Annotated in this window: 18 protein-coding genes, 13 tRNA genes and 2 rRNA genes; 2 read left to right on the plus strand and 31 right to left on the minus strand. The window is 40.4% G+C overall.

Going from position 1 to position 26,184, the window contains the following annotated elements; translation table 11 throughout:
- Nucleotides 1-2: 2 nt before the first annotated feature.
- The 16 genes from MHH71_RS14555 to MHH71_RS14630 all read right to left on the minus strand — a co-directional run bounded on the left by MHH71_RS14555 (nucleotide 3) and on the right by MHH71_RS14630 (nucleotide 6,522).
- A 23S ribosomal RNA gene (locus MHH71_RS14555) occupies nucleotides 3-2,924 on the minus strand.
- A 145-nt stretch (nucleotides 2,925-3,069) separates the two neighbouring features.
- Nucleotides 3,070-4,621, minus strand: a 16S ribosomal RNA gene (locus MHH71_RS14560).
- The 16S and 23S rRNA genes sit together here with 13 tRNA genes alongside, the layout of an rRNA operon.
- A gap of 76 nt (nucleotides 4,622-4,697) precedes the next feature.
- Nucleotides 4,698-4,768, minus strand: a tRNA-Gly gene (locus MHH71_RS14565).
- A gap of 1 nt (nucleotide 4,769) precedes the next feature.
- Nucleotides 4,770-4,846: transfer RNA gene (locus tag MHH71_RS14570), tRNA-Pro, on the minus strand.
- Between the two features lie 3 nt (nucleotides 4,847-4,849).
- A tRNA-Arg gene (locus MHH71_RS14575) sits at nucleotides 4,850-4,926 on the minus strand.
- A 92-nt stretch (nucleotides 4,927-5,018) separates the two neighbouring features.
- Nucleotides 5,019-5,104 (minus strand) — tRNA-Leu (locus tag MHH71_RS14580).
- A gap of 3 nt (nucleotides 5,105-5,107) precedes the next feature.
- Nucleotides 5,108-5,188, minus strand: a tRNA-Leu gene (locus tag MHH71_RS14585).
- A gap of 15 nt (nucleotides 5,189-5,203) precedes the next feature.
- Nucleotides 5,204-5,276: transfer RNA gene (locus tag MHH71_RS14590), tRNA-Lys, on the minus strand.
- 5 nt (nucleotides 5,277-5,281) lie between these two features.
- Nucleotides 5,282-5,356 (minus strand) — tRNA-Gln (locus MHH71_RS14595).
- Nucleotides 5,357-5,441: 85 nt separating this feature from the next.
- A tRNA-Asp gene (locus tag MHH71_RS14600) sits at nucleotides 5,442-5,517 on the minus strand.
- A 2-nt stretch (nucleotides 5,518-5,519) separates the two neighbouring features.
- A tRNA-Met gene (locus MHH71_RS14605) sits at nucleotides 5,520-5,596 on the minus strand.
- 24 nt (nucleotides 5,597-5,620) lie between these two features.
- Nucleotides 5,621-5,696: transfer RNA gene (locus MHH71_RS14610), tRNA-Val, on the minus strand.
- A gap of 5 nt (nucleotides 5,697-5,701) precedes the next feature.
- A tRNA-Glu gene (locus MHH71_RS14615) sits at nucleotides 5,702-5,776 on the minus strand.
- An 8-nt stretch (nucleotides 5,777-5,784) separates the two neighbouring features.
- Nucleotides 5,785-5,875, minus strand: a tRNA-Ser gene (locus tag MHH71_RS14620).
- 3 nt (nucleotides 5,876-5,878) lie between these two features.
- A tRNA-Asn gene (locus tag MHH71_RS14625) sits at nucleotides 5,879-5,953 on the minus strand.
- Between the two features lie 83 nt (nucleotides 5,954-6,036).
- Nucleotides 6,037-6,522 carry a SprT family protein gene (locus MHH71_RS14630; RefSeq protein WP_018767122.1) on the minus strand — a complete coding sequence of 162 codons (486 nt, stop codon included), beginning with the start codon at nucleotides 6,520-6,522 and terminating at the stop codon, nucleotides 6,037-6,039.
- A gap of 255 nt (nucleotides 6,523-6,777) precedes the next feature.
- On the opposite strand from MHH71_RS14630, the gene cmpA reads away from it, so the two are divergent.
- Nucleotides 6,778-6,894 (plus strand): cortex morphogenetic protein CmpA, encoded by a 117-nt coding sequence (gene cmpA / locus MHH71_RS14635; protein WP_017154227.1) that lies wholly within the window; start codon nucleotides 6,778-6,780, stop codon nucleotides 6,892-6,894.
- Between the two features lie 109 nt (nucleotides 6,895-7,003).
- On the opposite strand, the gene MHH71_RS14640 is transcribed toward cmpA, so the two are convergent.
- From MHH71_RS14640 to acpS, 6 genes are all read right to left on the minus strand, one after another.
- Nucleotides 7,004-9,172: a Tex family protein gene (locus MHH71_RS14640; protein WP_006093162.1), complete on the minus strand. Its 2,169-nt coding sequence runs from the start codon at nucleotides 9,170-9,172 to the stop codon at nucleotides 7,004-7,006.
- 65 nt (nucleotides 9,173-9,237) lie between these two features.
- Nucleotides 9,238-9,588: a type II toxin-antitoxin system endoribonuclease NdoA gene (gene ndoA / locus MHH71_RS14645; protein ID WP_003194532.1), complete on the minus strand. Its 351-nt coding sequence runs from the start codon at nucleotides 9,586-9,588 to the stop codon at nucleotides 9,238-9,240.
- Between the two features lie 4 nt (nucleotides 9,589-9,592).
- Nucleotides 9,593-9,880 (minus strand): antitoxin EndoAI, encoded by a 288-nt coding sequence (locus MHH71_RS14650; RefSeq protein WP_000004571.1) that lies wholly within the window; start codon nucleotides 9,878-9,880, stop codon nucleotides 9,593-9,595.
- Between the two features lie 248 nt (nucleotides 9,881-10,128).
- Nucleotides 10,129-11,298, minus strand: coding sequence for an alanine racemase (alr, locus tag MHH71_RS14655; RefSeq protein ID WP_006093160.1), 1,170 nt, complete (start codon nucleotides 11,296-11,298; stop codon nucleotides 10,129-10,131).
- A 266-nt stretch (nucleotides 11,299-11,564) separates the two neighbouring features.
- Nucleotides 11,565-12,512 (minus strand): LolA family protein, encoded by a 948-nt coding sequence (locus MHH71_RS14660; protein ID WP_029427332.1) that lies wholly within the window; start codon nucleotides 12,510-12,512, stop codon nucleotides 11,565-11,567.
- A gap of 156 nt (nucleotides 12,513-12,668) precedes the next feature.
- On the minus strand, nucleotides 12,669-13,028 hold the full coding sequence (acpS, locus tag MHH71_RS14665; protein WP_006093158.1) for a holo-ACP synthase: 360 nt from the start codon (nucleotides 13,026-13,028) through the stop codon (nucleotides 12,669-12,671).
- A 92-nt stretch (nucleotides 13,029-13,120) separates the two neighbouring features.
- Here acpS and MHH71_RS14670 point away from each other — a divergent pair, with 92 nt between their 5' ends.
- Complete coding sequence (locus tag MHH71_RS14670) at nucleotides 13,121-13,693, plus strand: rhomboid family intramembrane serine protease (protein ID WP_018767126.1); 573 nt, start codon at nucleotides 13,121-13,123, stop codon at nucleotides 13,691-13,693.
- Here MHH71_RS14670 and uvsE read toward each other — a convergent pair.
- The 9 genes from uvsE to hppD all read right to left on the minus strand — a co-directional run bounded on the left by uvsE (nucleotide 13,686) and on the right by hppD (nucleotide 26,065).
- Nucleotides 13,686-14,648 carry a UV DNA damage repair endonuclease UvsE gene (gene uvsE / locus MHH71_RS14675; protein ID WP_006093157.1) on the minus strand — a complete coding sequence of 321 codons (963 nt, stop codon included), beginning with the start codon at nucleotides 14,646-14,648 and terminating at the stop codon, nucleotides 13,686-13,688. The two genes, MHH71_RS14670 and uvsE, sit on opposite strands and share 8 nt — an antisense overlap.
- A gap of 89 nt (nucleotides 14,649-14,737) precedes the next feature.
- Complete coding sequence (locus tag MHH71_RS14680) at nucleotides 14,738-16,324, minus strand: DEAD/DEAH box helicase (RefSeq protein WP_006093156.1); 1,587 nt, start codon at nucleotides 16,322-16,324, stop codon at nucleotides 14,738-14,740.
- 305 nt (nucleotides 16,325-16,629) lie between these two features.
- Nucleotides 16,630-18,006: a UDP-N-acetylmuramoyl-tripeptide--D-alanyl-D-alanine ligase gene (locus tag MHH71_RS14685; RefSeq protein ID WP_006093155.1), complete on the minus strand. Its 1,377-nt coding sequence runs from the start codon at nucleotides 18,004-18,006 to the stop codon at nucleotides 16,630-16,632.
- Nucleotides 18,007-18,067: 61 nt separating this feature from the next.
- Complete coding sequence (locus MHH71_RS14690) at nucleotides 18,068-19,153, minus strand: D-alanine--D-alanine ligase (protein WP_018767130.1); 1,086 nt, start codon at nucleotides 19,151-19,153, stop codon at nucleotides 18,068-18,070.
- 446 nt (nucleotides 19,154-19,599) lie between these two features.
- The gene (locus MHH71_RS14695) at nucleotides 19,600-20,874 is read right to left on the minus strand and encodes an MDR family MFS transporter (RefSeq protein ID WP_006093154.1); all 1,275 of its coding nucleotides are present in this window, start codon (nucleotides 20,872-20,874) and stop codon (nucleotides 19,600-19,602) included.
- Nucleotides 20,875-20,982: 108 nt separating this feature from the next.
- Nucleotides 20,983-22,398 carry an amino acid permease gene (locus MHH71_RS14700; RefSeq protein ID WP_018767131.1) on the minus strand — a complete coding sequence of 472 codons (1,416 nt, stop codon included), beginning with the start codon at nucleotides 22,396-22,398 and terminating at the stop codon, nucleotides 20,983-20,985.
- Nucleotides 22,399-22,777: 379 nt separating this feature from the next.
- A complete protein-coding gene (locus MHH71_RS14705; protein WP_033798562.1) occupies nucleotides 22,778-23,947 on the minus strand; it encodes a homogentisate 1,2-dioxygenase in 1,170 nt (389 codons plus the stop codon).
- Nucleotides 23,913-24,869, minus strand: coding sequence for a fumarylacetoacetate hydrolase family protein (locus MHH71_RS14710; protein WP_006093151.1), 957 nt, complete (start codon nucleotides 24,867-24,869; stop codon nucleotides 23,913-23,915). Before MHH71_RS14710 ends, MHH71_RS14705 begins: the two co-directional genes overlap by 35 nt.
- A gap of 77 nt (nucleotides 24,870-24,946) precedes the next feature.
- Nucleotides 24,947-26,065 carry a 4-hydroxyphenylpyruvate dioxygenase gene (gene hppD, locus MHH71_RS14715; protein ID WP_003205593.1) on the minus strand — a complete coding sequence of 373 codons (1,119 nt, stop codon included), beginning with the start codon at nucleotides 26,063-26,065 and terminating at the stop codon, nucleotides 24,947-24,949.
- Nucleotides 26,066-26,184: the final 119 nt, after the last annotated feature.

Genomic DNA, 26,184 nt, shown 5'->3' on the forward strand with positions numbered 1-26,184 from the left:
ATATGGTTAAGTCCTCGATCTATTAGTATTCGTCAGCTCCACATGTCACCATGCTTCCACCTCGAACCTATCAACCTGATCATCTTTCAGGGATCTTACTAGCTTACGCTATGGGAAATCTCATCTTGAGGGGGGCTTCATGCTTAGATGCTTTCAGCACTTATCCCTTCCGCACATAGCTACCCAGCTATGCCCTTGGCAGAACAACTGGTACACCAGCGGTGCGTCCATCCCGGTCCTCTCGTACTAAGGACAGCTCCTCTCAAATTTCCTACGCCCACGACGGATAGGGACCGAACTGTCTCACGACGTTCTGAACCCAGCTCGCGTACCGCTTTAATGGGCGAACAGCCCAACCCTTGGGACCGACTACAGCCCCAGGATGCGATGAGCCGACATCGAGGTGCCAAACCTCCCCGTCGATGTGGACTCTTGGGGGAGATAAGCCTGTTATCCCCGGGGTAGCTTTTATCCGTTGAGCGATGGCCCTTCCATGCGGAACCACCGGATCACTAAGCCCGACTTTCGTCCCTGCTCGACTTGTAGGTCTCGCAGTCAAGCTCCCTTATGCCTTTGCACTCTACGAATGATTTCCAACCATTCTGAGGGAACCTTTGGGCGCCTCCGTTACACTTTAGGAGGCGACCGCCCCAGTCAAACTGCCCACCTGACACTGTCTCCCGGGTCGATAAGACCCGTAGGTTAGAATTTCAATACAGTCAGGGCGGTATCCCACCAGCGCCTCCACCGAAGCTAGCGCTCCGGCTTCAAAGGCTCCCGCCTATCCTGTACAAACTGTACCAAAATTCAATATCAGGCTACAGTAAAGCTCCACGGGGTCTTTCCGTCCTGTCGCGGGTAACCTGCATCTTCACAGGTACTATAATTTCACCGAGTCTCTGGTTGAGACAGTGCCCAAATCGTTACACCTTTCGTGCGGGTCGGAACTTACCCGACAAGGAATTTCGCTACCTTAGGACCGTTATAGTTACGGCCGCCGTTTACTGGGGCTTCAGTTCAGAGCTTCGCTTACGCTAACCCCTCTCCTTAACCTTCCAGCACCGGGCAGGTGTCAGCCCCTATACTTCGCCTTACGGCTTCGCAGAGACCTGTGTTTTTGCTAAACAGTCGCTTGGGCCTATTCACTGCGGCTTTCCGTTAAGAAAGCACCCCTTCTCCCGAAGTTACGGGGTCATTTTGCCGAGTTCCTTAACCAGAGTTCTCTCGCACACCTTAGGATTCTCTCCTCGCCTACCTGTGTCGGTTTGCGGTACAGGCACCTTTTATCTCGCTAGAAGCTTTTCTTGGCAGCGGGGAATCAAAGACTTCGCTCCATAAGGAGCTTCCCCATCACAGCTCAGCCTTCACGATAAGCGGATTTGCCTACTTATCAGCCTAACTGCTTGGACGTGCACAACCAATCGCACGCTTCTTCTATCCTTCTGCGTCCCTCCATTGCTCAAACGATAAAGAGGTGGTACAGGAATATCAACCTGTTGTCCATCGCCTACGCCTGTCGGCCTCGGCTTAGGTCCTGACTAACCCTGAGCGGACGAGCCTTCCTCAGGAAACCTTAGGCATTCGGTGGACGGGATTCTCACCCGTCTTTCGCTACTCATACCGGCATTCTCACTTCTAAGCGCTCCACCAGTCCTTACGGTCTGACTTCACTGCCCTTAGAACGCTCCCCTACCACTGATACCATAGGTATCAATTCGCAGCTTCGGTGGTGTATTTAGCCCCGGTACATTTTCGGCGCAGAGTCACTCGACTAGTGAGCTATTACGCACTCTTTAAATGGTGGCTGCTTCTAAGCCAACATCCTAGTTGTCTAAGCAACTCCACATCCTTTTCCACTTAATACACACTTTGGGACCTTAGCTGGCGATCTGGGCTGTTTCCCTCTTGACTACGGATCTTATCACTCGCAGTCTGACTCCTAAGGATAAGTCATTGGCATTCGGAGTTTGACTGAATTCGGTAATCCGATGAGGACCCCTAGTTCAATCAGTGCTCTACCTCCAAGACTCTTACACTTAAGGCTAGCCCTAAAGCTATTTCGGGGAGAACCAGCTATCTCCAGGTTCGATTGGAATTTCTCCGCTACCCACACCTCATCCCCGCACTTTTCAACGTGCGTGGGTTCGGGCCTCCATTCAGTGTTACCTGAACTTCACCCTGGACATGGGTAGATCACCTGGTTTCGGGTCTACGACCACGTACTAAACGCCCTATTCAGACTCGCTTTCGCTACGGCTCCGCCTCTTCAGCTTAACCTCGCACGGGATCGTAACTCGCCGGTTCATTCTACAAAAGGCACGCCATCACCCATTAACGGGCTCTGACTATTTGTAGGCACACGGTTTCAGGATCTCTTTCACTCCCCTTCCGGGGTGCTTTTCACCTTTCCCTCACGGTACTGGTTCACTATCGATCACTAGGTAGTATTTAGCCTTGGGAGATGGTCCTCCCAGATTCCGACGGAATTTCACGTGTTCCGCCGTACTCAGGATACATTCAAGAGAGAACGAAGTTTCGACTACGGGGTTGTTACCCTCTATGACGAGCCTTTCCAGGCTGCTTCGTCTACCTCGTTCCTTTGTAACTCCGTATAGAATGTCCTACAACCCCAAGAGGCAAGCCTCTTGGTTTGGGCTAGATTCCGTTTCGCTCGCCGCTACTCAGGAAATCGCATTTGCTTTCTCTTCCTCCAGGTACTTAGATGTTTCAGTTCCCTGGGTCTGTCTTCCTTACCCTATGTATTCAGGTAAGGATACCATACCATTACGTATGGTGGGTTTCCCCATTCGGAAATCTTCGGATCAAAGCTTACTTACAGCTCCCCGAAGCATATCGGCGTTAGTCCCGTCCTTCATCGACTCCTAGTGTCAAGGCATCCACCGTGCGCCCTTTCTAACTTAACCAAACTAAAATTAAAAAATATGAGCTACACTGTTATCTAGTTTTCAAAGAACATACATTTATTTCTGAGAGATAGTTCTCTCAAAACTGAACAAAACGAAACACGGAAACTTATATTGATGAACAGCGTTCATCAATTCTCCATAGAAAGGAGGTGATCCAGCCGCACCTTCCGATACGGCTACCTTGTTACGACTTCACCCCAATCATCTGTCCCACCTTAGGCGGCTGGCTCCAAAAAGGTTACCCCACCGACTTCGGGTGTTACAAACTCTCGTGGTGTGACGGGCGGTGTGTACAAGGCCCGGGAACGTATTCACCGCGGCATGCTGATCCGCGATTACTAGCGATTCCAGCTTCATGTAGGCGAGTTGCAGCCTACAATCCGAACTGAGAACGGTTTTATGAGATTAGCTCCACCTCGCGGTCTTGCAGCTCTTTGTACCGTCCATTGTAGCACGTGTGTAGCCCAGGTCATAAGGGGCATGATGATTTGACGTCATCCCCACCTTCCTCCGGTTTGTCACCGGCAGTCACCTTAGAGTGCCCAACTTAATGATGGCAACTAAGATCAAGGGTTGCGCTCGTTGCGGGACTTAACCCAACATCTCACGACACGAGCTGACGACAACCATGCACCACCTGTCACTCTGCCCCCGAAGGGGAAGCCCTATCTCTAGGGTTGTCAGAGGATGTCAAGACCTGGTAAGGTTCTTCGCGTTGCTTCGAATTAAACCACATGCTCCACCGCTTGTGCGGGCCCCCGTCAATTCCTTTGAGTTTCAGCCTTGCGGCCGTACTCCCCAGGCGGAGTGCTTAATGCGTTAACTTCAGCACTAAAGGGCGGAAACCCTCTAACACTTAGCACTCATCGTTTACGGCGTGGACTACCAGGGTATCTAATCCTGTTTGCTCCCCACGCTTTCGCGCCTCAGTGTCAGTTACAGACCAGAAAGTCGCCTTCGCCACTGGTGTTCCTCCATATCTCTACGCATTTCACCGCTACACATGGAATTCCACTTTCCTCTTCTGCACTCAAGTCTCCCAGTTTCCAATGACCCTCCACGGTTGAGCCGTGGGCTTTCACATCAGACTTAAGAAACCACCTGCGCGCGCTTTACGCCCAATAATTCCGGATAACGCTTGCCACCTACGTATTACCGCGGCTGCTGGCACGTAGTTAGCCGTGGCTTTCTGGTTAGGTACCGTCAAGGTGCCAGCTTATTCAACTAGCACTTGTTCTTCCCTAACAACAGAGTTTTACGACCCGAAAGCCTTCATCACTCACGCGGCGTTGCTCCGTCAGACTTTCGTCCATTGCGGAAGATTCCCTACTGCTGCCTCCCGTAGGAGTCTGGGCCGTGTCTCAGTCCCAGTGTGGCCGATCACCCTCTCAGGTCGGCTACGCATCGTTGCCTTGGTGAGCCGTTACCTCACCAACTAGCTAATGCGACGCGGGTCCATCCATAAGTGACAGCCGAAGCCGCCTTTGAATTTCGCACCATGCGGTGCAAAATGTTATCCGGTATTAGCCCCGGTTTCCCGGAGTTATCCCAGTCTTATGGGCAGGTTACCCACGTGTTACTCACCCGTCCGCCGCTAACTTCATAAGAGCAAGCTCTTAATCCATTCGCTCGACTTGCATGTATTAGGCACGCCGCCAGCGTTCATCCTGAGCCAGGATCAAACTCTCCAATAAAGTTAGTTTGTCTAGCATCTAAAATAAAAATTGACGTTTCACGTTGTTTGTTTCGTTCAGTTTTCAAAGAACTAAAAGCGGGTGAAGAGAATCGAACTCTCGACCAGAGCTTGGAAGGCTCTTGTTTTACCACTAAACTACACCCGCGTGGTCGGGAAGACAGGATTTGAACCTGCGACCCCCTGGTCCCAAACCAGGTGCTCTACCAAGCTGAGCCACTTCCCGTTATGGCGCGCCCGAGAGGACTCGAACCCCTAACCTTTTGATCCGTAGTCAAACGCTCTATCCAATTGAGCTACGGGCGCTTATTCATGATGTTTTGTCGTTGTTGTATTTCAGCGACTCAATTATCTTATCACACTGCATTTTCAAATGCAAGCACTTTTTTATTTTTCTTTGGTGCGGCCGAGAGGACTTGAACCTCCACGGGGTTTCCCCCACTAGGCCCTCAACCTAGCGCGTCTGCCATTCCGCCACGACCGCATATGCGGGTGAAGGGAGTCGAACCCCCACGCCAAAGGCGCCAGATCCTAAGTCTGGTGCGTCTGCCAATTCCGCCACACCCGCGGAAATAAAAAAGAATGAGCCATGAAGGACTCGAACCTTCGACCCTCTGATTAAAAGTCAGATGCTCTACCAACTGAGCTAATGGCTCGTAAATGGCTGGGCTAGCTGGATTCGAACCAGCGCATGACGGAGTCAAAGTCCGTTGCCTTACCGCTTGGCTATAGCCCATCAAAAAATATAATGTTTTTTGAGACGAAAATCATCATATCACAATAACCAATAAAAAACAACTGCTCAAAGGCAGAAGTTAAAATGGCGGTCCCGACCGGGGTCGAACCGGCGATCTCCTGCGTGACAGGCAGGCATGTTAACCACTACACCACGGGACCATTGGTTGCGGGGACAGGATTTGAACCTGCGACCTTCGGGTTATGAGCCCGACGAGCTACCGAACTGCTCCACCCCGCGACGATACTATTCATATGTTATATATGGTGGAGGATGACGGGATCGAACCGCCGACCCCCTGCTTGTAAGGCAGGTGCTCTCCCAGCTGAGCTAATCCTCCAAAAGTGGTGACCCGTACGGGATTCGAACCCGTGTTACCGCCGTGAAAGGGCGGTGTCTTAACCACTTGACCAACGGGCCAATATGAATGGCAGAGAAGAAGGGATTCGAACCCTCGCACCGCGTTAGCGATCTACTCCCTTAGCAGGGGAGCCCCTTGAGCCACTTGGGTACTTCTCTGTATGGCTCCGCAGGTAGGACTCGAACCTACGACCGATCGGTTAACAGCCGATAGCTCTACCACTGAGCTACTGCGGAATAAGAAAGACAAGTTATATCTTATAAAAGTTCATACTATAAGTCAAGTCGTTTATACAAATTCTTGTACAAACGTGACATGTTTATAATATACTGGATTGATTTTTAACTGTCAAGGTGTTTTTTATCTCTTTCAATCTACCTTTACACTTCCCGCAAACATATCTTTTTGTATTTATTTGACGCCTTCTTCTATATTGAAGAAAACATCTCATACATTCATACATATGAGTTTTAATCACCTTCTCTTCTTCGCTCATTCTCTTACAGAATCTAGGCGCACCAACCTTCTTCATTAACTGACGAAAATCTCGATCTCGATGTTGGTACCCTTTCCCCATAATATGCAAATGATAATGACACAACTCATGCTTAATAACGCCAATCAGTTCTTCTTCTCCATACACTTCATAATAACGATAGTTTAATTCTATATTATGACTTCGCAATAAATACCTCCCACCAGTTGTACGTAGTCGTTTATTGAACATTGCTTTATGTAAAAAAGCCCTACCGAAATATTGCAACGATATTTCTTCTACAAGTCTTTGAACTTCTTTTTCATTCATTTTCATTCCCCCAAAAACTAAAAATAAACTTACACTTTTCCTCTTTCTTATACATATATTAAATAGTACATATACCCATCCTCATTCAAAAGTGCAATTTCTATGAACTACCCTCTTCCTCATCTATCCATAGAACTTCGCTAACCAAACTCTTATAAGCAGTTCCCGAAATTGAGCTTTTTACTTACTTCGAATCTTATCTCAATGTATAGGGGGGCTACTTGTTAGAGCCGGATTAAACAAGGAGGGATTCTTATGCCTACGTGGCTCCGAAAACAAATGCAACGTGCATATTTCGAAAAAAACCGGTATCAAATTAAGTTACTAAATGAATGCTGGTTTTATTATAGCAAAACACATCAAAATTCCTGATAAAGTGAACGTTATATCAGTGGGGGATGAAGGCTCCCCCACTAATTCAAATTTCACTAACATCCGTTCATAAAAAAAGAGCAGTGTCATACCTGCCCTCTTCCCATTATTATTCAATAGGTAACATTGCTAAGGCAACGCGCCCTTTTTTCATATCAACATCATCTACCCAGACCTTTACAATTTGCCCGACAGACACCACATCTAACGGATGCTTCACAAACTGTTTGCTAAGTTTAGAAATATGTACTAAACCATCTTGTTTCACACCAATATCGACAAACGCACCAAAGTCAACAACATTTCGAACAGTTCCTTCTAACTCCATGCCACGCTTTAAATCTTCTAATTTGAGAATTCCCTTTTTCAAAAGTGGTTTTGGTAATTCATCACGCAGATCTCGTTCCGGACTAATTAAAGCATCTATAATATCAATTAATGTCGGCTCACCGATATTTATCTCTTGAGATAATTTAGAGAGCTCTACTCCTTCTAAACACTTTTGTAAGTGCGGTTGTCCTACATCATCAATCGATAATCCTAAACTCTTTAATAGTAACTCAACATTTTTATACTGCTCTGGATGAATACTTGTTCTATCAAGTGGATTTTTACCTTCTAGTATACGTAAGAAACCAATGCATTGCTCATACGTTTTGGCGCCTAAACGTGGTATTCCCTTCAACTCTGTACGCTTTGTAAATTTCCCATCTTCTTCACGTTTTTTTACAATATTTTTCGCAACTGTTTTTGATAATCCGGAAACGTACTGCAATAGCGCTACAGAAGCTGTATTCACATTCACTCCTACTTGGTTAACGGCTGTTTCCACGACAAATGTTAATGATTCATTTAATCTCTTTTGCGATACATCATGTTGATATTGCCCTACCCCAACTGATTTCGGATCAATTTTCACAAGTTCGGCAAGCGGATCTTGCAGACGTCTTCCAATCGAAATGGCACTTCTTTCCTCAACTTGCAAATCCGGAAATTCTTCACGAGCCAAATCAGAAGCTGAATATACACTAGCACCAGCTTCATTGACAATAATATAAAATACATCTTGCGGTACTACCTGTAAGACATCTACTATAAACTCTTCCGTTTCCCTAGAAGCTGTACCATTTCCAATCGCAATCATCTGAACCTGATATTTTTCTAGAATAGAAACAACTTTTGCTTTTGCATCTTCATATTTTCGAACAGGCGGATGCGGATAAATAACATCAATATGCAGAACTTTCCCTGTATCATCTACTACTGCTAACTTACATCCTGTTCGATACGCAGGATCTACCGCTAATACCACTTTCCCTTTCATAGGTGGCTGTAATAACAAATTACGTAAGTTCTCAGAGAAAATATGAATCGCTTGTTCTTCTGCTTTTTCAGTTAATTCTTTTCGAATTTCCCTTTCAATTGATGGCTGAATTAATCTCTTATATCCGTCTTCAATTGCTAATTGTACATAATCTGCACTTTCAAAAGAAACATCATGAATTACTTTTTTATGTAAAAAACGAACAATCTCTTCTATTGGCGGGACAACAGAAGCTTTTAGGACCTCTTCTTTTTCACCACGGTTCATAGCTAATACACGATGAGGTACAATCTTTTGCAGTGGCTCTTCATAACCGTAATACATCTCATATATATTTTTTTCATCTTTTTCTTCATCTTTTACAGAGGACGCAATCATTCCTTTTTTAAAGGTAACATTTCGAATCCAGCTGCGGTACGCCGCATTATCCGATATAAGTTCTGCAATAATATCTTGTGCACCTTGAAGTGCTTCTTGAGCGGATTGTACTTCTTTCTCGGCATTAACAAATTCCTTTGCCTTACCTGTCGGATCTTCTTTTGTAAATAGAAGTAACCATTCAGCTAGTGGCTCTAGCCCCTTATCCTTCGCGATTGTTGCTTTTGTTCTTCTTTTTTCTTTATAAGGACGGTACAAATCTTCTACTTCTTGTAACTTTGTTGCAGATAAAATATGATGGTGCAGATCTTCTGTTAATTTTCCCTTTTCATTAATCAGACGAAGAACCTCTTCTTTTCGATCTTCAAGTTGCATCATATATTGCCATCTTTCTAAGATTGCACGGATTTGCACTTCATCTAAAGAACCTGTCCATTCCTTTCGGTAACGAGCAATAAATGGAACTGTATTACCTTCTTCTGTTAATTGAATAACATGACGAACTTGCTTTTCTGTAAAGCCTAATTCTTTCACTAACATTTTCATTAACGCTTGTCGATTATCTACCATTCCCATATACAACCGAAACCTCCTCTAATAAAAAAAGTTGCCCCTAAAAGAGAGCAACTTAAACTGCCGATTTAAAAATCTATTAGTCCTAAACTAATTTGTAAAGCTTCGTCTACACGACTCATCATCATCTCATCTAAATGAGTGATTTTGTCCGTTAAGCGTTGCTTATCGATTGTTCGAATCTGCTCGAGCAAGATAACAGAATCTCTCTCAAATCCGTACTTTTTTGCATCGATTTCCACATGTGTGGGCAATTTTGCTTTCTGAATCTGTGCAGTAATAGCCGCTACAATCACAGTTGGACTAAAACGATTTCCGATGTCATTTTGAATGACAAGAACCGGACGAACGCCTCCTTGCTCAGAACCAACAACTGGGGAAAGGTCTGCAAAATACACGTCGCCGCGTTTTACAATCAAAATATTACCCCCCGCTAACTAAGCGTTCTACTGTATGAGCTGCTTCATACTCTGCTAAGAAAGCTTCAGATGCAATACCAAGATTAATTTTTCCCATTTCAATGTACCCACGTCGCATTGATTCATGTTGGTAGCGTTTCTTCGTCTTATGTTGACGCAATAACAGTTGTGTTGCCTGGCAAATTAGTTCATGGCGATTCTTATTCTCTTGTTTTCCAATTCCGTCCAATTCCGTTACCACTTGCTTTGGCAACCGAACCACGATTTCAGTAGTTACACTTGATTCGGACACAAAAATACACCTCCACCGTCAACTACACACCCAAATATATATGACACCTATTGTAATAATACCATTGTATGGAGCCTGTTGCAAAGACTTCCTTATTCCTTGTTTATGTTTTCCAATTAACAAATAAAACATTCACTCTCATTTACTTTTTATCTCTTTTTAACAAGAAGTGAAGGGGAATTTCCACGAACAGGAGCCCCCATCATCATTGATAACTAGCAAGTAGGAACTATCACAAAGATGTTTGCTTATATATCATTTAAATAGTTTATTACTTTTACCACTTCCCCATGTCGTATGAATACACGTGGAACACGAAAACTAATTGTCGCGATAATCTCATAATTAATGGTATTTGAATACTCGGCAACCTCAGTTGCACTAATGTACTCATCACCTTGCTGTCCAATCAGGGTAACCTTTGTTCCAAGTGGTACTTCACAGGGAAGATGCAACATACATTGATCCATTGTAATCCGACCTACAATAGGAACTCTTTTCCCCTGAACGAGCACTTCAAATCCCTGTAGTCGTCTAAGCCAACCATCTGCATATCCAATCGGTACTGTTGCAATCCACTCTTCTGTCTTCGTCCGATATGTGACATTATAGCTAATCCTATCACCTTTAATGACTCGTTTAATATGTGCGACTGTTGTATGAAGTGAAAGAGCAGGTTCTAATTTAATTGGTAAATAAGGGCGTATTTCTACAGAAGGTGATAACCCATACATTGCAATTCCAATTCGAACTGCATTAAATGTAATTCCATCAAATCGCATAGTAGCTGCACTATTTGCCGTATGAATAAATGTTGGATTCACCCCGAATGCTTTCAACCAACTAAGTTGCTCTAAAAAAGTGTTATACTGCTTATCAAAGTAAGATGTCTCTACTTCATCTGCTGTTGCAAAATGCGTATATACCCCTTCCAACTCCAAAAAGGGGGCATCTTCTAAGCTTCGTAAGAACTCTTTTAGCTCTTTACGTTCACGAATCCCAATTCTACCCATACCACTATCGAAGTTAATATGAAACTTCATCGGGAACGGGCTATCCCAAATTTCTACTGCTTCTTCAACCCATTCCTTTTGAAAAACAGTTAGTGCTACATCATTCTCAGCAGCTACATTCACATCACGTGGCGGTGAAGGACCTATTACTAAAATTGGTGCAGTAATCCCAGCGCGCCTAAGTACTAGTGCCTCATCTAAAAAAGCAACTGCTAATCTTGTTGCTCCTGCTTCTAATGCTGTTCTTGCTACTAGAACATAGTCATGTCCATATGCGTTCGCTTTCACTACAGCAAAAATCTCGACACTTTCCGGAATGATTTCTTTAATGTGCGTTACATTATTGTAAATTTCATCCAAATTTACTTCTACCCACGTATCACGGTAAAACGATGATTTTTCCATAAAAAACACTTCCTTATATACGATATGCGAAGCTCATTCTTTTATATTCGTCTTTTTATGAAATCCATTCCTCAAGACAAGAAAAAACGTGGTGCATATACATCACCACGCCTTAAAAGTTTATCCCGCTATTCACGGGCATTAAAACCCCACCCTCAAGATTTAGAGAAAAACAAAGAAAATAGATGGGGAGTAACTGCCCGTAAAAGCCTGATTTGTGATGACTTTCCATCAATTTGGAATCCCCCACTGATGGAATTTCCACTTTATTTCACCTGCTTTTCTGCAACAGAACGAGCTACCATTAACAGCTCATCTGGTTTTAAATCTTTAGACACGAGCATATATTCCACTCCGTTATGCGACCATGTTAATGAGTCTTTCGCTAGAGCACCAATTGTAAAACCAAGATCGACTAACTCTCCACTTACACTTATTGACGCTGAAGCTTCAGCAACCTTCGCTTTTTCTTGTATCAATGTAAAGGATTTCTTATTTCCAGTGTATGTGAGTATCGCACGCTTACCACTGTCTGTCTTTAACTCTTTTTCTTCATTTAAAACCATCCCTTGCGGAGTATCACGTGGATATAAAATAGCAAATGGCTTATCTTCTTTCGCTGTTGTTTGCACATCCACTTGCGCCCTGGACATATTTTGTTTCGTATCAAATGCCCCCTTATCAAACTTTGTATCAAACTTCACTTTTGAAAAATCTACTTTCACAAGAACATTTTGATCATTATCCATCAATTTCACCGAAACAGGCGCTAAATCACTTTTATTAAATTTAATCTCTTGCTTCGGCAGCATATTTTGATGGTGATAATTCGTTTTTGTTTTAAACACATAATATTTATCCGTTTTCTCAAATGAAAGATTCTTATCATTTAAAATATCTCTTACAAGTGACTCATACAAATAAGCTTGGCTGCTATTTTGCGGCCAGTCGCTTTGAAATCGAAAACTTTTATTAAGAGCTGGCGTTAATACAAAAACACCCTCATTATTTCGTAAAATAATTTGACTTTGATCCTTTTTCGTGTTTTTTAAATTCACACGATAATAAGAAGGTTCTTTGTGCCAAACTTCCACGTTATACTCTTGTGGTTCATTCCCCGTTTTAATAGATAACTTTGCTTCAGCTTGATAACTCTTCATACTCTTAACCTTCGCTTCTAAATCTCGCACGATGTCTTCCTGTTTCTTTTCCATACAACCCGCTAACACGAAAACGGTCAATAAACCGACAATAACTAAAAATAGCCGCCTTTTCATCATTTCAGCCCCTTTGCCCCTATAAATGAATGGAAGATATTTCTTCCTTATCGCTAAATCAAATATATGAGACAAAGATGTAAAATATGCAGACTAGCGTGACGAGCTTTCTAAAACAACCTGTGCCACTGCAAATTCTCTACTATGACTGATTGATAGATGAACGATGTGCTCTGTATTTGCAATAAGAACTGGCTTACCTCTATCATCATTTTTTATTTTAATATCCAAAAAACTTACTTCTTTTCCAATACCTGTTCCAAGAGCTTTAGAATACGCTTCTTTCGCTGCAAATCTTCCCGCTACAAATTCTACAAGACGATTCCCTTTTAATTTAGAAGCAACACTACGTTCCTCCTCAGTTAAAATACGCTCCATAAATTTAAGCTTTCCATCTAGCATTTTTTCAATTCGATTTAGTTCGATAATATCAATTCCGATCCCTATAATCATTTCAAAATTCCCCTTCTTCTATTTGTCTTCCTTCATTCATATTGTAAGAATAACAGAGAATCTTTCTGATGCAAAAGGAGTGAAAATATAAAATGCCAATACCCTATATGCGAACCACCTTACAACCCGTCATTCTCTCTTTACTTTTCTTGCAACTAATCATGATGATAATAGGAGATCTTTTCTTCCCTACTTTAGCTGCTTACAATGAATATATTTCTAAGGGAGAATGGTGGCGATTTATAACTTCTCTATTTATACATGTAGACTTTCAGCACTTTCTTTCCAATAGCATTTGTCTATTTCTTCTCGGTCAATCTATCGAAAAACAACTAGGGAGTATTCGATTCCCTATTTTATTTTTTACTGCTGGCATTAGCGGCAATATTTTCTCTTATATTATTATGCCCATCGGGTATGTTCATGCCGGCGCATCAGGTGGAATTTTCGGATTACTCGGTGCACAGCTTTTTCTTTTATATAGTCGCTATCGGTCTTCTCAACCAAAAGAGTTAATTTTCTTTTCTTCAATTATATTACTATTACTTCTTTTCACATTCTTCAATCCGTCCGCTAATCCTATTAGCCATTTAACCGGACTACTAATTGGTGGTATTTGCACTCCATTTTTAGCAAAAAAAAACGATGGTGTAGAGCTTATTTAATATAAAAGCTCCCGCCATCAATCATTTCCACCTCTGATTTTGTACCAAGATCTCGTATTAATCGAAATAAAGATTCATCCTTCTTTTTCGCTTCAATCATACAATCAATTTGCGAAACGCTACCTTTGATTTTCTGTAAAAAGGATAGAAATGTATCTGCATTAATAAAGTCTGCGTGCGCTCGAGGATCATTGCCTTCTCTCGGGCTGGAAATATGCATTTTGATTGGTAATAAAGATGTTTTCCAAGTATTTACTACACGCTCCCAATCTTCATACCAATCTTCTTCATCGTTATTCATCATATGATGATGCAGGTCAAACACGACTGGAACTGCCAATTTTTCACCTAAATATAGTGTTTCTTTTAATGAAAAGGTCGTATCATCATTTTCTAACATAATCATTTCTTGAATACTTGCAGGAACATTTGACCAATTTTCAATGAAACGTTCTAACGCAAGTTCTTTATCATCATATCCACCACCAACATGTAACACAGCGCGATGACTCCGCTGTATGCCCATTCCTTTCAATAATTTCCGATGCATTTGAAGCGTCTTTATTGATTGTTTTAAAATATTTTCTTGCGGTGAATTTAGCACAACAAAGTGATCAGGATGAAAATCGATCCTCATCTTCATCCGATGCGCATACTCACCCACTTCTTTTAATTTCTCTTTTAAAGGACGAATGTAATTCCAATCCAACAATTCTTCATGGTTTGCTAGAGGAATTAACTTTGAACTAAGCCGAAAAAATGCTATATCATGTCCCTTATTATGCTTTAATAACCGTAAACAATTTTCTAAATTAGAATTAGCAATTCTTTCAAGTTTATGAATCGCCGCCTCTCGATCTTTAATACGTTGAAATTGTGCATATGTCATCGTTTGAGATGGAGATGCATTGTTTAAATGTACACTCATCGCTACATAACCAAGTCTTACAAGCATAAAGTCCCTCTTTTCTATACAACTTACTTGTAGTATGCACAATTACACAAATAAAAAAGAGGATGACCTTTTGGTCATCCTCTTTTTTATTAAGCTTGTGGCTTACGGCTATGATGTTTTCTTTCGCCGCGTCCATTTGAAGATCCTGGGCGCCCCTGACCTTCACCTTTACGACCACGGTTACGATTACCATCACGATTACCATCACGATTACCATCACGGTTACCGTCACGATTGCGACCATCACGGTTGCGATCACGATTACGACCATCTCCACCGCGTCCATCGCGACTACGGTTACGGTTACCATCACGGTATCCATTTCCGTTACCACCGCGCTTTTTAGAACCTCTTGAAACAACTGGTGGCTCTGATGTTAAAGCAATCGGTGTTGTATCTGGCTCTTTTGTCATCATTTTTAAAGCAGCTGCTACAACAGTTACAGAATCATTTTCTTCTAACATTTCTTCTGCAATACGTTTGTAGTATGCTAAGTTATCACTTTCAATTGTGCTTTGAAGTTTTTCTGCGATTAAACGTTGTTGACCTTCTAATGCTTCGTCAAGTGTCGGTGCATTCATACGGTCAATTTTGCGTTTTGTTGTCTGTTCGATATTTTTTAATTGTCCTGATTCACGTGGCGTTACAAATAGCATTGCAATACCTTTTTTACCAGCACGGCCAGTACGACCAATACGGTGAACATATGATTCTGGATCTTGTGGAATATCGAAGTTATATACGTGTGTTACACCTGAAATATCAAGACCACGCGCCGCAACGTCTGTTGCAACAAGAACTTCAATAGAACCTTCTTTAAATTTACGCAATACAGACATACGTTTCGCTTGTGTTAAATCACCATGAATACCTTCTGCTGCATAACCGCGTAAGTTTAAAGCTTCTGATAACTCATCCACACGACGCTTTGTGCGACCAAATACAATCGCAAGCTCTGGAGATTGAATATCTAATAAGCGTGTTAACACGTCAAACTTTTTCTTTTCTTGCACTTCTAAATAGAACTGCTGAATGTTTGGCATTGTTACTTCTTTTGCTTTTACTTTAATGTGTTGAGGCTCAGTCATGAAACGCTCAGCAATACGACGGATTGGGTCTGGCATTGTTGCTGAGAATAATAATGTTTGATGTGTTTCTGGCACATCTGTTAAAATTGCTTCAATATCTTCAATGAAGCCCATGTTTAACATTTCATCTGCTTCGTCAAGAACAACAGTTTCTACGTTTTGTAGACGAAGTGTTTTACGGTTAATATGATCTAAAATACGACCCGGCGTACCAACAATAATGTGTGGGTGTTTTTTTAGAGCACGAATTTGGCGGTTAATATCTTGGCCACCATAGATTGGTAAAATACGAACACGTTTATGTTTACCAATTTTGTAAAGTTCTTCTCCAACTTGGATTGCTAATTCACGCGTTGGCGCGATAACAATACCTTGAACTGATTCTTTATGTGTATCCACTTTATCTAATAGTGGTAATCCAAATGCTGCTGTTTTCCCTGTACCTGTTTGTGCTTGCCCAATAATGTCTTTACCTTGCAATGCATGTGGAATTGTTTCAGCTTGAATTGGCGTAGCCTCTTCAAAGCCCATACTTTCAACAGATTGCAGTAAAGAATCACTTAATCCTAATTCTCGAAATGTTGTCAATGTTACTTCTCCTTTTCTATCCTATACTTATCATTTAAAAAAAGGCGTTTTCCGAATTTGCGGAAAAGCCCTTTTCCTGAATGCTCACGTATATAAACGGGCGTATATTCTTCGCGAAAATACTTCTAAACGTTATTACACTTTATCAATTATAAGTTTTGTATGTGCAAAAAGCAAACCCAACTGTTACCTTATTTCATATAAAGAGCTTTTTTCTTCACTTTTATTTTTTTATTTTTTACTGTAAGCGCTTATTAGCAGTTTCCACTATTTTTGTATCTATCATCCCTATTTACACGCACCAATTATTTCAACATCGTAATAACTTCTTCCAACTTCATTCCGCGAGATGCTTTCACTAATACAACGTCTTTCACATCAACGATTGCTTGTAAATTTTTTACAAGCTCTTCTTTATTGTCATATACTTTTACACGTTCATTAGGGAAGTTAATTTTTGCTCCTTCAGCAATTTGCGCCCCAAGTCTACCGTACGTAAATACATAGGAGATTCGTGCAGGGTCAATTAACTTACCAACTTCATAATGAAATTGCACCTCTTGGTCTCCAAGCTCTAGCATATCACCAAGAACAACAATTTTTTTAGAAAATCCGTCTAAACCATTCATTAAATGAAAGGCAGCTTCCATAGCTGTTGGACTTGCATTATATGCGTCATTAATAATTGTTAACCCATTTTCTGTTTTCACAATTTCCATTCGCATACCTGTCATTTGAAGTGTTACTAAACCTTGCTTCATTTCTTCCCACGTTACACCGAAGTATTTCGCAATCGCCATTGATGCAAGTGTATTATACACATTATGTTTCCCAAGAACTGGAAGATAGAACACGACATTCTCATCCTGATTCATCTTAAAGTACGTTCCTGTCGCCTGCAACGTTACAGATGTTGGATAATAATTATTCGCCCTTGCATCACCAAATGTAATTGTCTCCGCAGCTAGGTTCATGCTCGGAACACGATTTGTTAAAAGCGGTTCATCACCATTGTATACAAATACTCCACCATCCTGTAATCCTGTAACAATTTCAAGTTTCGCCTCAGCAATCGCATCGCGAGATCCTAAATCCATCAAATGTGCTTCCCCAATATTTGTAATGATTGCAGCGTTCGGGCGAGCTAACTTAGATAAAAATTCAATTTCACCTCGACTCGACATTCCCATCTCCAATACAGCCATTTCTGTATTTTCTTCTAGGCTTAAAATAGTAAGCGGCAAACCGATATGGTTATTAAAGTTCCCCTCTGTTTTTTGAACCTTAAATTTGGTTGCAAGGAGGCTTGTCACAATATCTTTCGTAGACGTTTTACCGTTACTTCCTGTTACACCTATAACTTTTACATCTAACTGATCACGATAGCTTTTTGCTAATGTTTGCAGCGCTTCTAATGTATCTTCTACAAAAATCACTGGTATATTCACAGGAGGATTTTGCACATTTTTTTTCCAAAGCGTAGCTACAGCGCCATTTTCAATTGCTTTTTCTACAAAAGAATGACCATCAAAGCGATCACCCTGAATCGGAATGTATAAGTTTCCTGTTGTAATTTTTCTTGTATCAATAGATACACCTTGTACAGTTTCATTAACGTATTTTTCCGCTAAGCCTGCACCCATTACCATTTGCTCTACTTGTTTTAACGTTCGTTTCATCATACATACCACTCCTTACATAGAAGAAACACTATTCTCTTGAATAGTGCTTCCCCCTTTTTTGTTAGATTGTATATTTAATTTTTTGCTTTTCTTCGTGACGCTCAATTGCCAAACGAATCAATTCTTCAATTAACTTCGGATATGGCAAATCCGTGTGTTGCCATAGCAGCGGGAACATACTAAATGGCGTAAATCCTGGCATTGTATTTACTTCATTAATATATACTTCCCCATCTTTCGTTAAGAAGAAATCCGCTCTTGTTAATCCAGCACCATCTAAAGATTGGAATGCACGAATTGCATCTCTTTGAATCGCCTTTGACTCTTCTTCTGTAACTTCAGCTGGAATAATTAATGCCGTATCGCCATCAATGTATTTTGATTTATAATCATAAAACTCTTTCTTCGGTACAATCTCACCGATAACAGAACATTTTGGCTCATCATTACCTAAAACGCCAACTTCCACTTCACGACCTACAATATTTTCTTCTACGATAATTTTGCGGTCAAATTGGAACGCTTCTTCAAATGCTTTTTCTAATTCTTCACGATCTTTACATTTATTGATACCAACACTTGATCCAAGGTTCGCTGGTTTGACAAAGCATGGGTAGCCTAATACTTCTTCTACCTTTTCATAAGCTGCTTGGCAATTTTTCTCCCATACACTGCGAATGAAAGATGCATACTTCGCTTGTTTCAATCCAGCTTCAGCAAAGATATTTTTCATAACAACTTTATCCATACCAGCAGCTGATGCTAATACACCGTTACCAACGTATGGAATATTCATTAACTCTAATAATCCTTGTACTGTTCCATCTTCACCATTCGGTCCATGTAACAGCGGGAAAATAACATCAATTGCCTCTTCTTGCTTAGAAGAAGAAGGTATAATTTCTGTACTTAATGATACTGGAGAAATTGCATTTTCCTCTCCATTCATTTGCAATGCTTGCACGCTCGTTACTTCACCTTCAATGCGTTCACCACGCATCCATTGGCCTTGCTCTGTAATATAAATTGGATGAATCTCGAATTTTTCTTGATTTAATGCTTTAATAGCAGCAAGAGCTGTTTGTAATGAAACTTGATGCTCTGCTGATTTCCCACCATATAATAAACCTAATTTAATTTTCGTCAATGAAATCACCCTAACCAATTGTTTTCATTTTTCTATTTTAGCACTTTTTATAAAAATAGGCAGTTCCTATTTGAAATAAAGTAAAACTTTTCTCAATAGGAGTCTTACCGCCTTCGAATAGCGCGATAAAATGAAACTTCCATAAAGTGAAACTTTAATCAGTGGGGATTTTCTTCATCCCTCACTGATTATTAGTTGAACGAATCCGGCTTTTACGGGCAATTCCCCCCACCTAACTTCTTTACTTTTGCTGAATTTTGAGGCGGGGGTCTTACTGCCCGCAAATAGCGGGATAAATGGCAGAATGGTTTCACCAATTGCATTTTTACGAACAGCTATTGTAAATTCATATCCTTTTCTTGCACCAAATCTGTGTCATCCCTTGATCTAGTTATGTATCTAATATATATGAAGAAATGCTGTTTTTTGTGTATGTCACCTATTGATTAAGAAGATTGTTTCGCCACATTTCCCTTTTGTCTTTGTTCTACAAGGTGATCTAAAGAAATATATACAAGACCGGCTATTACACACCCCACTCCTAAAATCGTAAACAATACATGCCCAAGCGATCGATCAAGTAGTAGTCCGCCAAGAAGCGGGCCGAACGCATTCCCTGTAATCCACTGCAAACTTGCCGCCCCCATATATGTTCCACGTAAATGCTCTGGTGCCAAATTTGCAACAAATGTCATTTGTACAGGAGACATAATCATTTCACCTAGCGTATATACCGCATAGACAACAAGTAATGTTATTAAAATAACCGTACCCTCTGTTCCAAATTCACCAAACCACCTTGGAAGCCAACCGATGAATAACAGCCCGATTCCAAATAACCATGCCCCATATAACATTGTCTTTCCAACTGGTTTATCTGTTGCCCATTTTGAAATTTGGAATTGGAATAAGACAACTAACAAGCCGTTTAAAGCCATTAAATATGGATATGGGTTATTTTTCCCAAAGATTTCTTTCATTTCATTATCAAAATGAAGGGGGAGCATGCCTTCTGTTTGCGAGAAACCCATGGAAATAATAATACCAGCCAATAAATAAATCATAAGTACCTTATCTCTCAAAACAACTTTCCAAACAGATTCTGCTTCCTTTTTCGTATTCCCGTCCTCTTTCAATGCAGTTTTCGGCATCGTTTCTTGAATAAGCATTAACACAAGAAGTGCATAAAGCAGCATTGTAGAGGAAGCAATAATAAATACAAGGTTTTTCGAAAGTACAACTACAGAAGCACCCATAATCGGTCCGATTGCCGCGCCAATATTATGCCCCATTCGCAATAAACCGTATGCCTCCGTCCTCTTTTCAGGCGCTGTGACATCCGCTACCATCGCCGATGCTGCTGGATGAAATAATGAATTACTTAACCCTAAAAAAATAGACAAAATAGCATAAGGAATAAATCCTTCTATAAATAAAAAACCGAGCATCAACAATGCATTACTTGCCATCGAAAATATCATAATAGGTTTTCTACCATATATATCAGCAATTCGGCCACCTATAAGCGAACCAAAGCTTGCCGCAATAGGAGAAAGCGCCATAATAATCCCTACTTGTAATAAAGAATCTACTTTATCTTTTAAATACAATGCAAAAAATGGCATTAACATCATCATTGCAATTCCATTCAGTGTTTCTCCTATAAAACGAATCCACACATTACGGTCCATTGCTTGTAATTCACGCCATGTCTTTTTCATTTACAACACCCCTTTAATCAACCACTCCTTATCTTATATTAATTTTAGAAAAATGTAAATTTTCAAAATAAAAGATCCGTTCTATTCTATTTAGAACGGATCTTTTCCCTATAAATTCGCTGCATTCTCCTCATCTTTTTTATTACTTAAAACACTATGCTTTCGACTATATAAGAAGTAAAATGCTACACCAATCACCATCCAAATGCCGAAACTCATCCATGCGGTTCCTGATAATTGAAGCATTAAATATACACAAAAGATAACCGTTAATGCAGGTAAAACTGGTACAAGTGGCACTTTAAAAACACGTGGTAAATCTGGGTGTGTTTTTCTCATTACGATAACCGCAACTGCTACAAGAGCAAATGCCGATAATGTTCCCATATTTACAAGGTGTGCTAATACATTTAAGTCGATAAGCCCCGAAATAAGTGCTGCGATAATTCCTGTCGTCCATGTATTTAAAAACGGTGTTTTAAATTTCGGATGAACTTTCGCAAGACGCTTTGGTAATAACCCATCGCGACTCATTGCATATGAAACACGAACCTGCCCATACATCATAACTAACATTACAGTTGTAATCCCTGTAATTGCTCCTACCGAAATAACACCCGCTAAACCATCTTGTCCAATAAACTGAAGTGCGAAAGCTACAGGATCAGAAATATTCAGCTGACCATAAGGTACAATTCCTGTCAAAATAAGTGAAACAACGATATAAAGAATCGTACAAATAAGTAATGATGCTATAATACCAATTGGTAAATCGCGTTGCGGACGTTTTACCTCCTCCGCTGCCGTTGATACAGCATCAAATCCAATGAATGCAAAGAATACCGTTGCAGCCCCAGCCATTACACCATCAAGACCAAATGGCATGAACGGCGTCCAATTTTCCGGCTTTACATAATTAAAACCAGCAAAGATAAAGAGTAATACAACTGCTAGCTTAATAAAAACCATAATATTGTTTACGCGAGCACTTTCACGTACACCTCTAGATAAAAGGGCAGTCATAATTAAAATGATAATAACAGCTGGTAAATCGATAAGGCCACCCTTTCCTGTTCCAGGAGCAGAAGATAAAATGGTCGGAATATGAATCCCAAAACCTTTTAACAAAGATTGGAAATAAGCAGACCATCCATTGGCTACCGCAGATGTTGCTAATAAATATTCCAACATTAAATCCCATCCAATTAAAAATGCAAATACCTCTCCCATCGTTGCGTACGTATACGTGTAAACACTTCCCGAAACCGGAACAGAAGATGCAAATTCTGCATAACAGAATGCAGCAAAGGCACAAGCTAACGCAGCTATAGCAAATGATAAAATGATAGCTGGTCCAGAATGTTTCGCTGCCACAACACCCGTAAGAACAAAAATACCTGTCCCGACAATAGCCCCAATTCCAAGCATTGTTAAATCCAATGCTCCCAATGTTCTAGCTAATGTTTTCTGTTTACTTTCTTGCATTAGTTTTGCAATCGGCTTTTTTTGAAAAATTTGCTTCATAGCATGCACCTCTAAATTTTAATTTTCTGAAAATTTTAATTATTTCTTATTTTACTCATAACATATTTTTTAGTCAATACTTTTGTCGAAATAAGCAGAAAAACATCTCATCAGCTAGTAGAATAAAATGCAATCAACACACAGTCATTTCCATCATTTGGGTTTTTAACCATATTAAATTCGTAATTCGATATAAAAAGATAAATAATATACAAACAATACATACAACTATATCCCTATATCTTTTTATAATTATTTTTGATATTCTATAAATTGTCGATTCCAACCAAAGAAAGAGGCATAATCATTTTATGAGCATGCCTCTTTCTTTTATCTCGCTATTTACGGGCAGTGAGCCTCCCCTGATGGAAGTTTCACTTTATTTAGTATATGAACCTTCTTCAATCCAGCTATACATATACTTCTCATCTTCCGTTTCATGCGCTTGTTTCACAATACGGAGCGGACGGAACGTATCGATCATAACCGCTAATTCAATTGTTTCTTTTTTCCCTAAGCTTGCTTCTGTTTTCCCGGGATGCGGCCCATGTGGAATACCACTCGGATGGAGTGTAATTGAACCTTCTTCTACACCTTTTCTGCTCATAAAGTTCCCTTCTACATAATAAAGAACTTCATCACTATTTACGTTACTATGATAATACGGTGCTGGAATTGCTTCCGGATGATAATCATATAAACGCGGCACAAAAGAACAAATAACAAAGTTATGACCTTCAAAAGTTTGATGAACTGGCGGTGGCTGATGAATACGGCCTGTAATCGGTTCAAAATCTTCTACATTAAAGACCCAAGGATATAAATATCCATCCCATCCGACAACATCTAAAGGATGATGTCCCATAACATGTTTATGCATATAACCTCTCGACTTTGTCATGACAACAAACTCGCCTTTGTCATCATATGTCTCTAATTTTTCCGGCCCTCGAATGTCTCTTTCACAGAAAGGGCTATGTTCTAATAATTGACCATACTCATTACGATAACGACGCGGTGTTGTAATTTGGCTATTCGCTTCTACAACAAGGAACTTAGACTCTCCTTCATCTGGAATAACTCGGTAAATTGTTCCGATTGGAATCGTTACATAATCACCTTTCCGGTAATGAATCGTTCCAAACATTGTCTCAATTTTCCCAGTTCCATAATGAACGAATAACATTTCATCTCCATCACCATTACGATAAAAATAATCCATTTTTTCTGTCGGATTAACAACACCAATTAATAAATCTTCATTTCCTAATATAAAATTCCTCCCACTTAGCGCATCTCCAGTTTTTCTATTCTCTTTCGTGCGAAAATGACGATGAGCAAGCGCCACATCTTCTTCATACTGTAACTGACAAGAATGCGCTAACGCAGCATGTCCTACTTCAGTTGGCATATAATGATGATACAAAATAGATTGTGTACCAGAGAAACCTTTCGTTCCCATCACCTGTTCACGATAAAGTGATCCATCTTCTTTACGAAATTGTATATGTCGTTTATGAGGAAGCTCCCCCATGTGACGATAATACATGCCCATCACCCGCTTTCGTTTCTTTTTTCACTGTGTTACGCAATGTACCTAGTCCAGTGATCGTAAGTTCTACAACGTCACCATCTTGTAACCACTTTTCTGTACCAAGTTCTAAAATACAACCAGTGCCAACCGTGCCAGAACCAATTACATCTCCTGGATATAACGTAACATCTTGCGAAGCACGTTCTATCATTTCTGCAAACGTATAGTAAATATCTCGGAAATTCCCTTTAGACAAAAGCTCCCCGTTCACATGGGCAGTCATTTCTAAGTTATAACGTTCACCAGTGCGATAAACATCTAACTCCTCTTTTGTAACAAGATAAGCTCCTAATGAAGTAGCAAAGTCCTTTCCTTTTGCCGGACCAAGCCCTACTTTCATTTCCTCAGCTTGCAAATCTCTTGCGCTCCAGTCATTCATAATACAATAACCGAAAATATATTCTTCTGCTTGTTCACGCGAAATATTTCTTCCCTCTTTCCCAATAACACAAGCGATTTCTAACTCATAGTCAAGCTTTTGAGTTTGTTTCGGACAAGAAACTGTAACTTCTGGCCCGATGACAGCACGGTGATTTGTAAAATAAAAAACCGGAATATCATACCACTCTGGAACAACATCTAATCCACGACGTCCACGAGCCGTTTTGACATGTTGCTCAAATGCATAAAAGTCACGAATACTACCTGGGTTTGGGATGGCTGCACAAAGCTGCACATCTTCCAAAGCGTACATGCCACTTGTTGGTTTTCGAATACCATGGGCTATTTCTACATACTCATCTGCTTTCTCTAAAAAAGCAAGCATAGATGAAGGAAGAGTGCCATTACTTGCCATATTCATATCAATTACTTTGTCACCTTCCAGCCAACCAGCTCGCATCTCTCCTGAAGGAAGACGAAATGTAATCAATTTCATCAATTTTCCTCCTCACTATTTATACAAAATGAAACTTTAATCAGTGGGAGACACAGCCCCCACTGATAAGTAAATTTTTATAGATTTCCGCGTCGTTCTTGCTCTCTTTCAATTGATTCGAATAGAGCTTTAAAGTTTCCTTCTCCGAATCCCCGAGAACCTTTACGCTGAATAATTTCGATAAATAATGTTGGGCGATCTACAATTGGCTTTGTGAAAATTTGTAGCAAGTACCCTTCATCATCACGATCCACAAGAATCTTAAGCTCTTTTAGCTTATCAATTTCTTCATCGATTTTCCCAACGCGTGCTGTTAACTCTTCATAATACGTATCTGGTGTATCTAAAAATTCAACTCCGTTTGAACGAAGCGCTTCAACCGTTTTCACAATATCATTTGTCAACAATGCAAGATGCTGTACACCTGCACCGTTATAAAACTCTAAGTACTCTTGAATTTGTGATTTTCGCTTTCCATCTGCCGGTTCATTAATTGGAAACTTAATACGGCTTCCATTTGTCATAACTTTTGACATTAGCGCGGAATACTCCGTGCTAATATCATCATCATCAAAATGAATCATTTGTTTAAAGCCCATAACGTTTTCGTAATAGCTAACCCACTCTTCCATTTTTTCAACGTTACCAACAACATGGTCTACAGCAATTAAACCTGATTCGTCACTCGGAATATCAAAATCAATCTTCTCATAACCAGGCATAAATGTTCCTTTATAATTTTTACGCTCTACTAGCGTATGGATTGTATCGCCATACGTACCGATTACTGCTTTTTTTAATGTTCCTTGTTCATCTGTTAACTCTTCAGGTGGAGCAATCGCAACCGCACCTCGTTTTACAGCCTCTGAGTATGCTTTCTCAACATCATCAACAAGTAAAGCTACGTCTTTCACTCCGTCACCATGGATCTTTACAAATTCTGCAATACGGCTATCACTATTTAAAGTCCCAGACACAACAAAACGCATGTTTTTTTGCACGAGAACATAAGATACTTTTTCACGATTCCCTGTTTCTAATCCCGAATAGGCAACAATTTTAAATCCAAACGCTCTTGCAAGGTAATAACTTGATTGCTTTGCATTTCCTACATAAAATTCTAAATGATCGACATCACGTACCGGAAAGAAATCCTCCATTTGTGCAGCTAACGTATCCATAGATTTTTGTTTCATAAATTCCTCATCCCCCTGTAAATAAATTGAATGTTACATACTTAGAACCATCCGAAAACGCTTCCATCTACCAATAAAAAAATTAGTTAGCAAGCTAACAAATTTCTGACTTTTAAAGT

Source organism: Bacillus sp. FSL H8-0534 (assembly GCF_038005885.1).
Taxonomy (GTDB): Bacteria; Bacillota; Bacilli; order Bacillales; family Bacillaceae_G; genus Bacillus_A; species Bacillus_A pseudomycoides.

Coding starts and splice junctions, on each gene's coding strand:
- MHH71_RS14630 (WP_018767122.1), bottom strand. CDS start 6,522: ATGAATGAAAAAGAAGTTCAAAGACTTGTAGAAGAAATATCGTTGCAA.
- cmpA (WP_017154227.1), top strand. CDS start 6,778: ATGCCTACGTGGCTCCGAAAACAAATGCAACGTGCATATTTCGAAAAA.
- MHH71_RS14640 (WP_006093162.1), bottom strand. CDS start 9,172: ATGGGAATGGTAGATAATCGACAAGCGTTAATGAAAATGTTAGTGAAA.
- alr (WP_006093160.1), bottom strand. CDS start 11,298: ATGGAAAAATCATCGTTTTACCGTGATACGTGGGTAGAAGTAAATTTG.
- MHH71_RS14660 (WP_029427332.1), bottom strand. CDS start 12,512: ATGGAAAAGAAACAGGAAGACATCGTGCGAGATTTAGAAGCGAAGGTT.
- acpS (WP_006093158.1), bottom strand. CDS start 13,028: ATGATTATAGGGATCGGAATTGATATTATCGAACTAAATCGAATTGAA.
- MHH71_RS14670 (WP_018767126.1), top strand. CDS start 13,121: ATGCCAATACCCTATATGCGAACCACCTTACAACCCGTCATTCTCTCT.
- uvsE (WP_006093157.1), bottom strand. CDS start 14,648: ATGCTTGTAAGACTTGGTTATGTAGCGATGAGTGTACATTTAAACAAT.
- MHH71_RS14685 (WP_006093155.1), bottom strand. CDS start 18,006: ATGATGAAACGAACGTTAAAACAAGTAGAGCAAATGGTAATGGGTGCA.
- MHH71_RS14695 (WP_006093154.1), bottom strand. CDS start 20,874: ATGAAAAAGACATGGCGTGAATTACAAGCAATGGACCGTAATGTGTGG.
- MHH71_RS14700 (WP_018767131.1), bottom strand. CDS start 22,398: ATGAAGCAAATTTTTCAAAAAAAGCCGATTGCAAAACTAATGCAAGAA.
- MHH71_RS14705 (WP_033798562.1), bottom strand. CDS start 23,947: ATGTATTATCGTCACATGGGGGAGCTTCCTCATAAACGACATATACAA.
- MHH71_RS14710 (WP_006093151.1), bottom strand. CDS start 24,869: ATGAAATTGATTACATTTCGTCTTCCTTCAGGAGAGATGCGAGCTGGT.
- hppD (WP_003205593.1), bottom strand. CDS start 26,065: ATGAAACAAAAATCTATGGATACGTTAGCTGCACAAATGGAGGATTTC.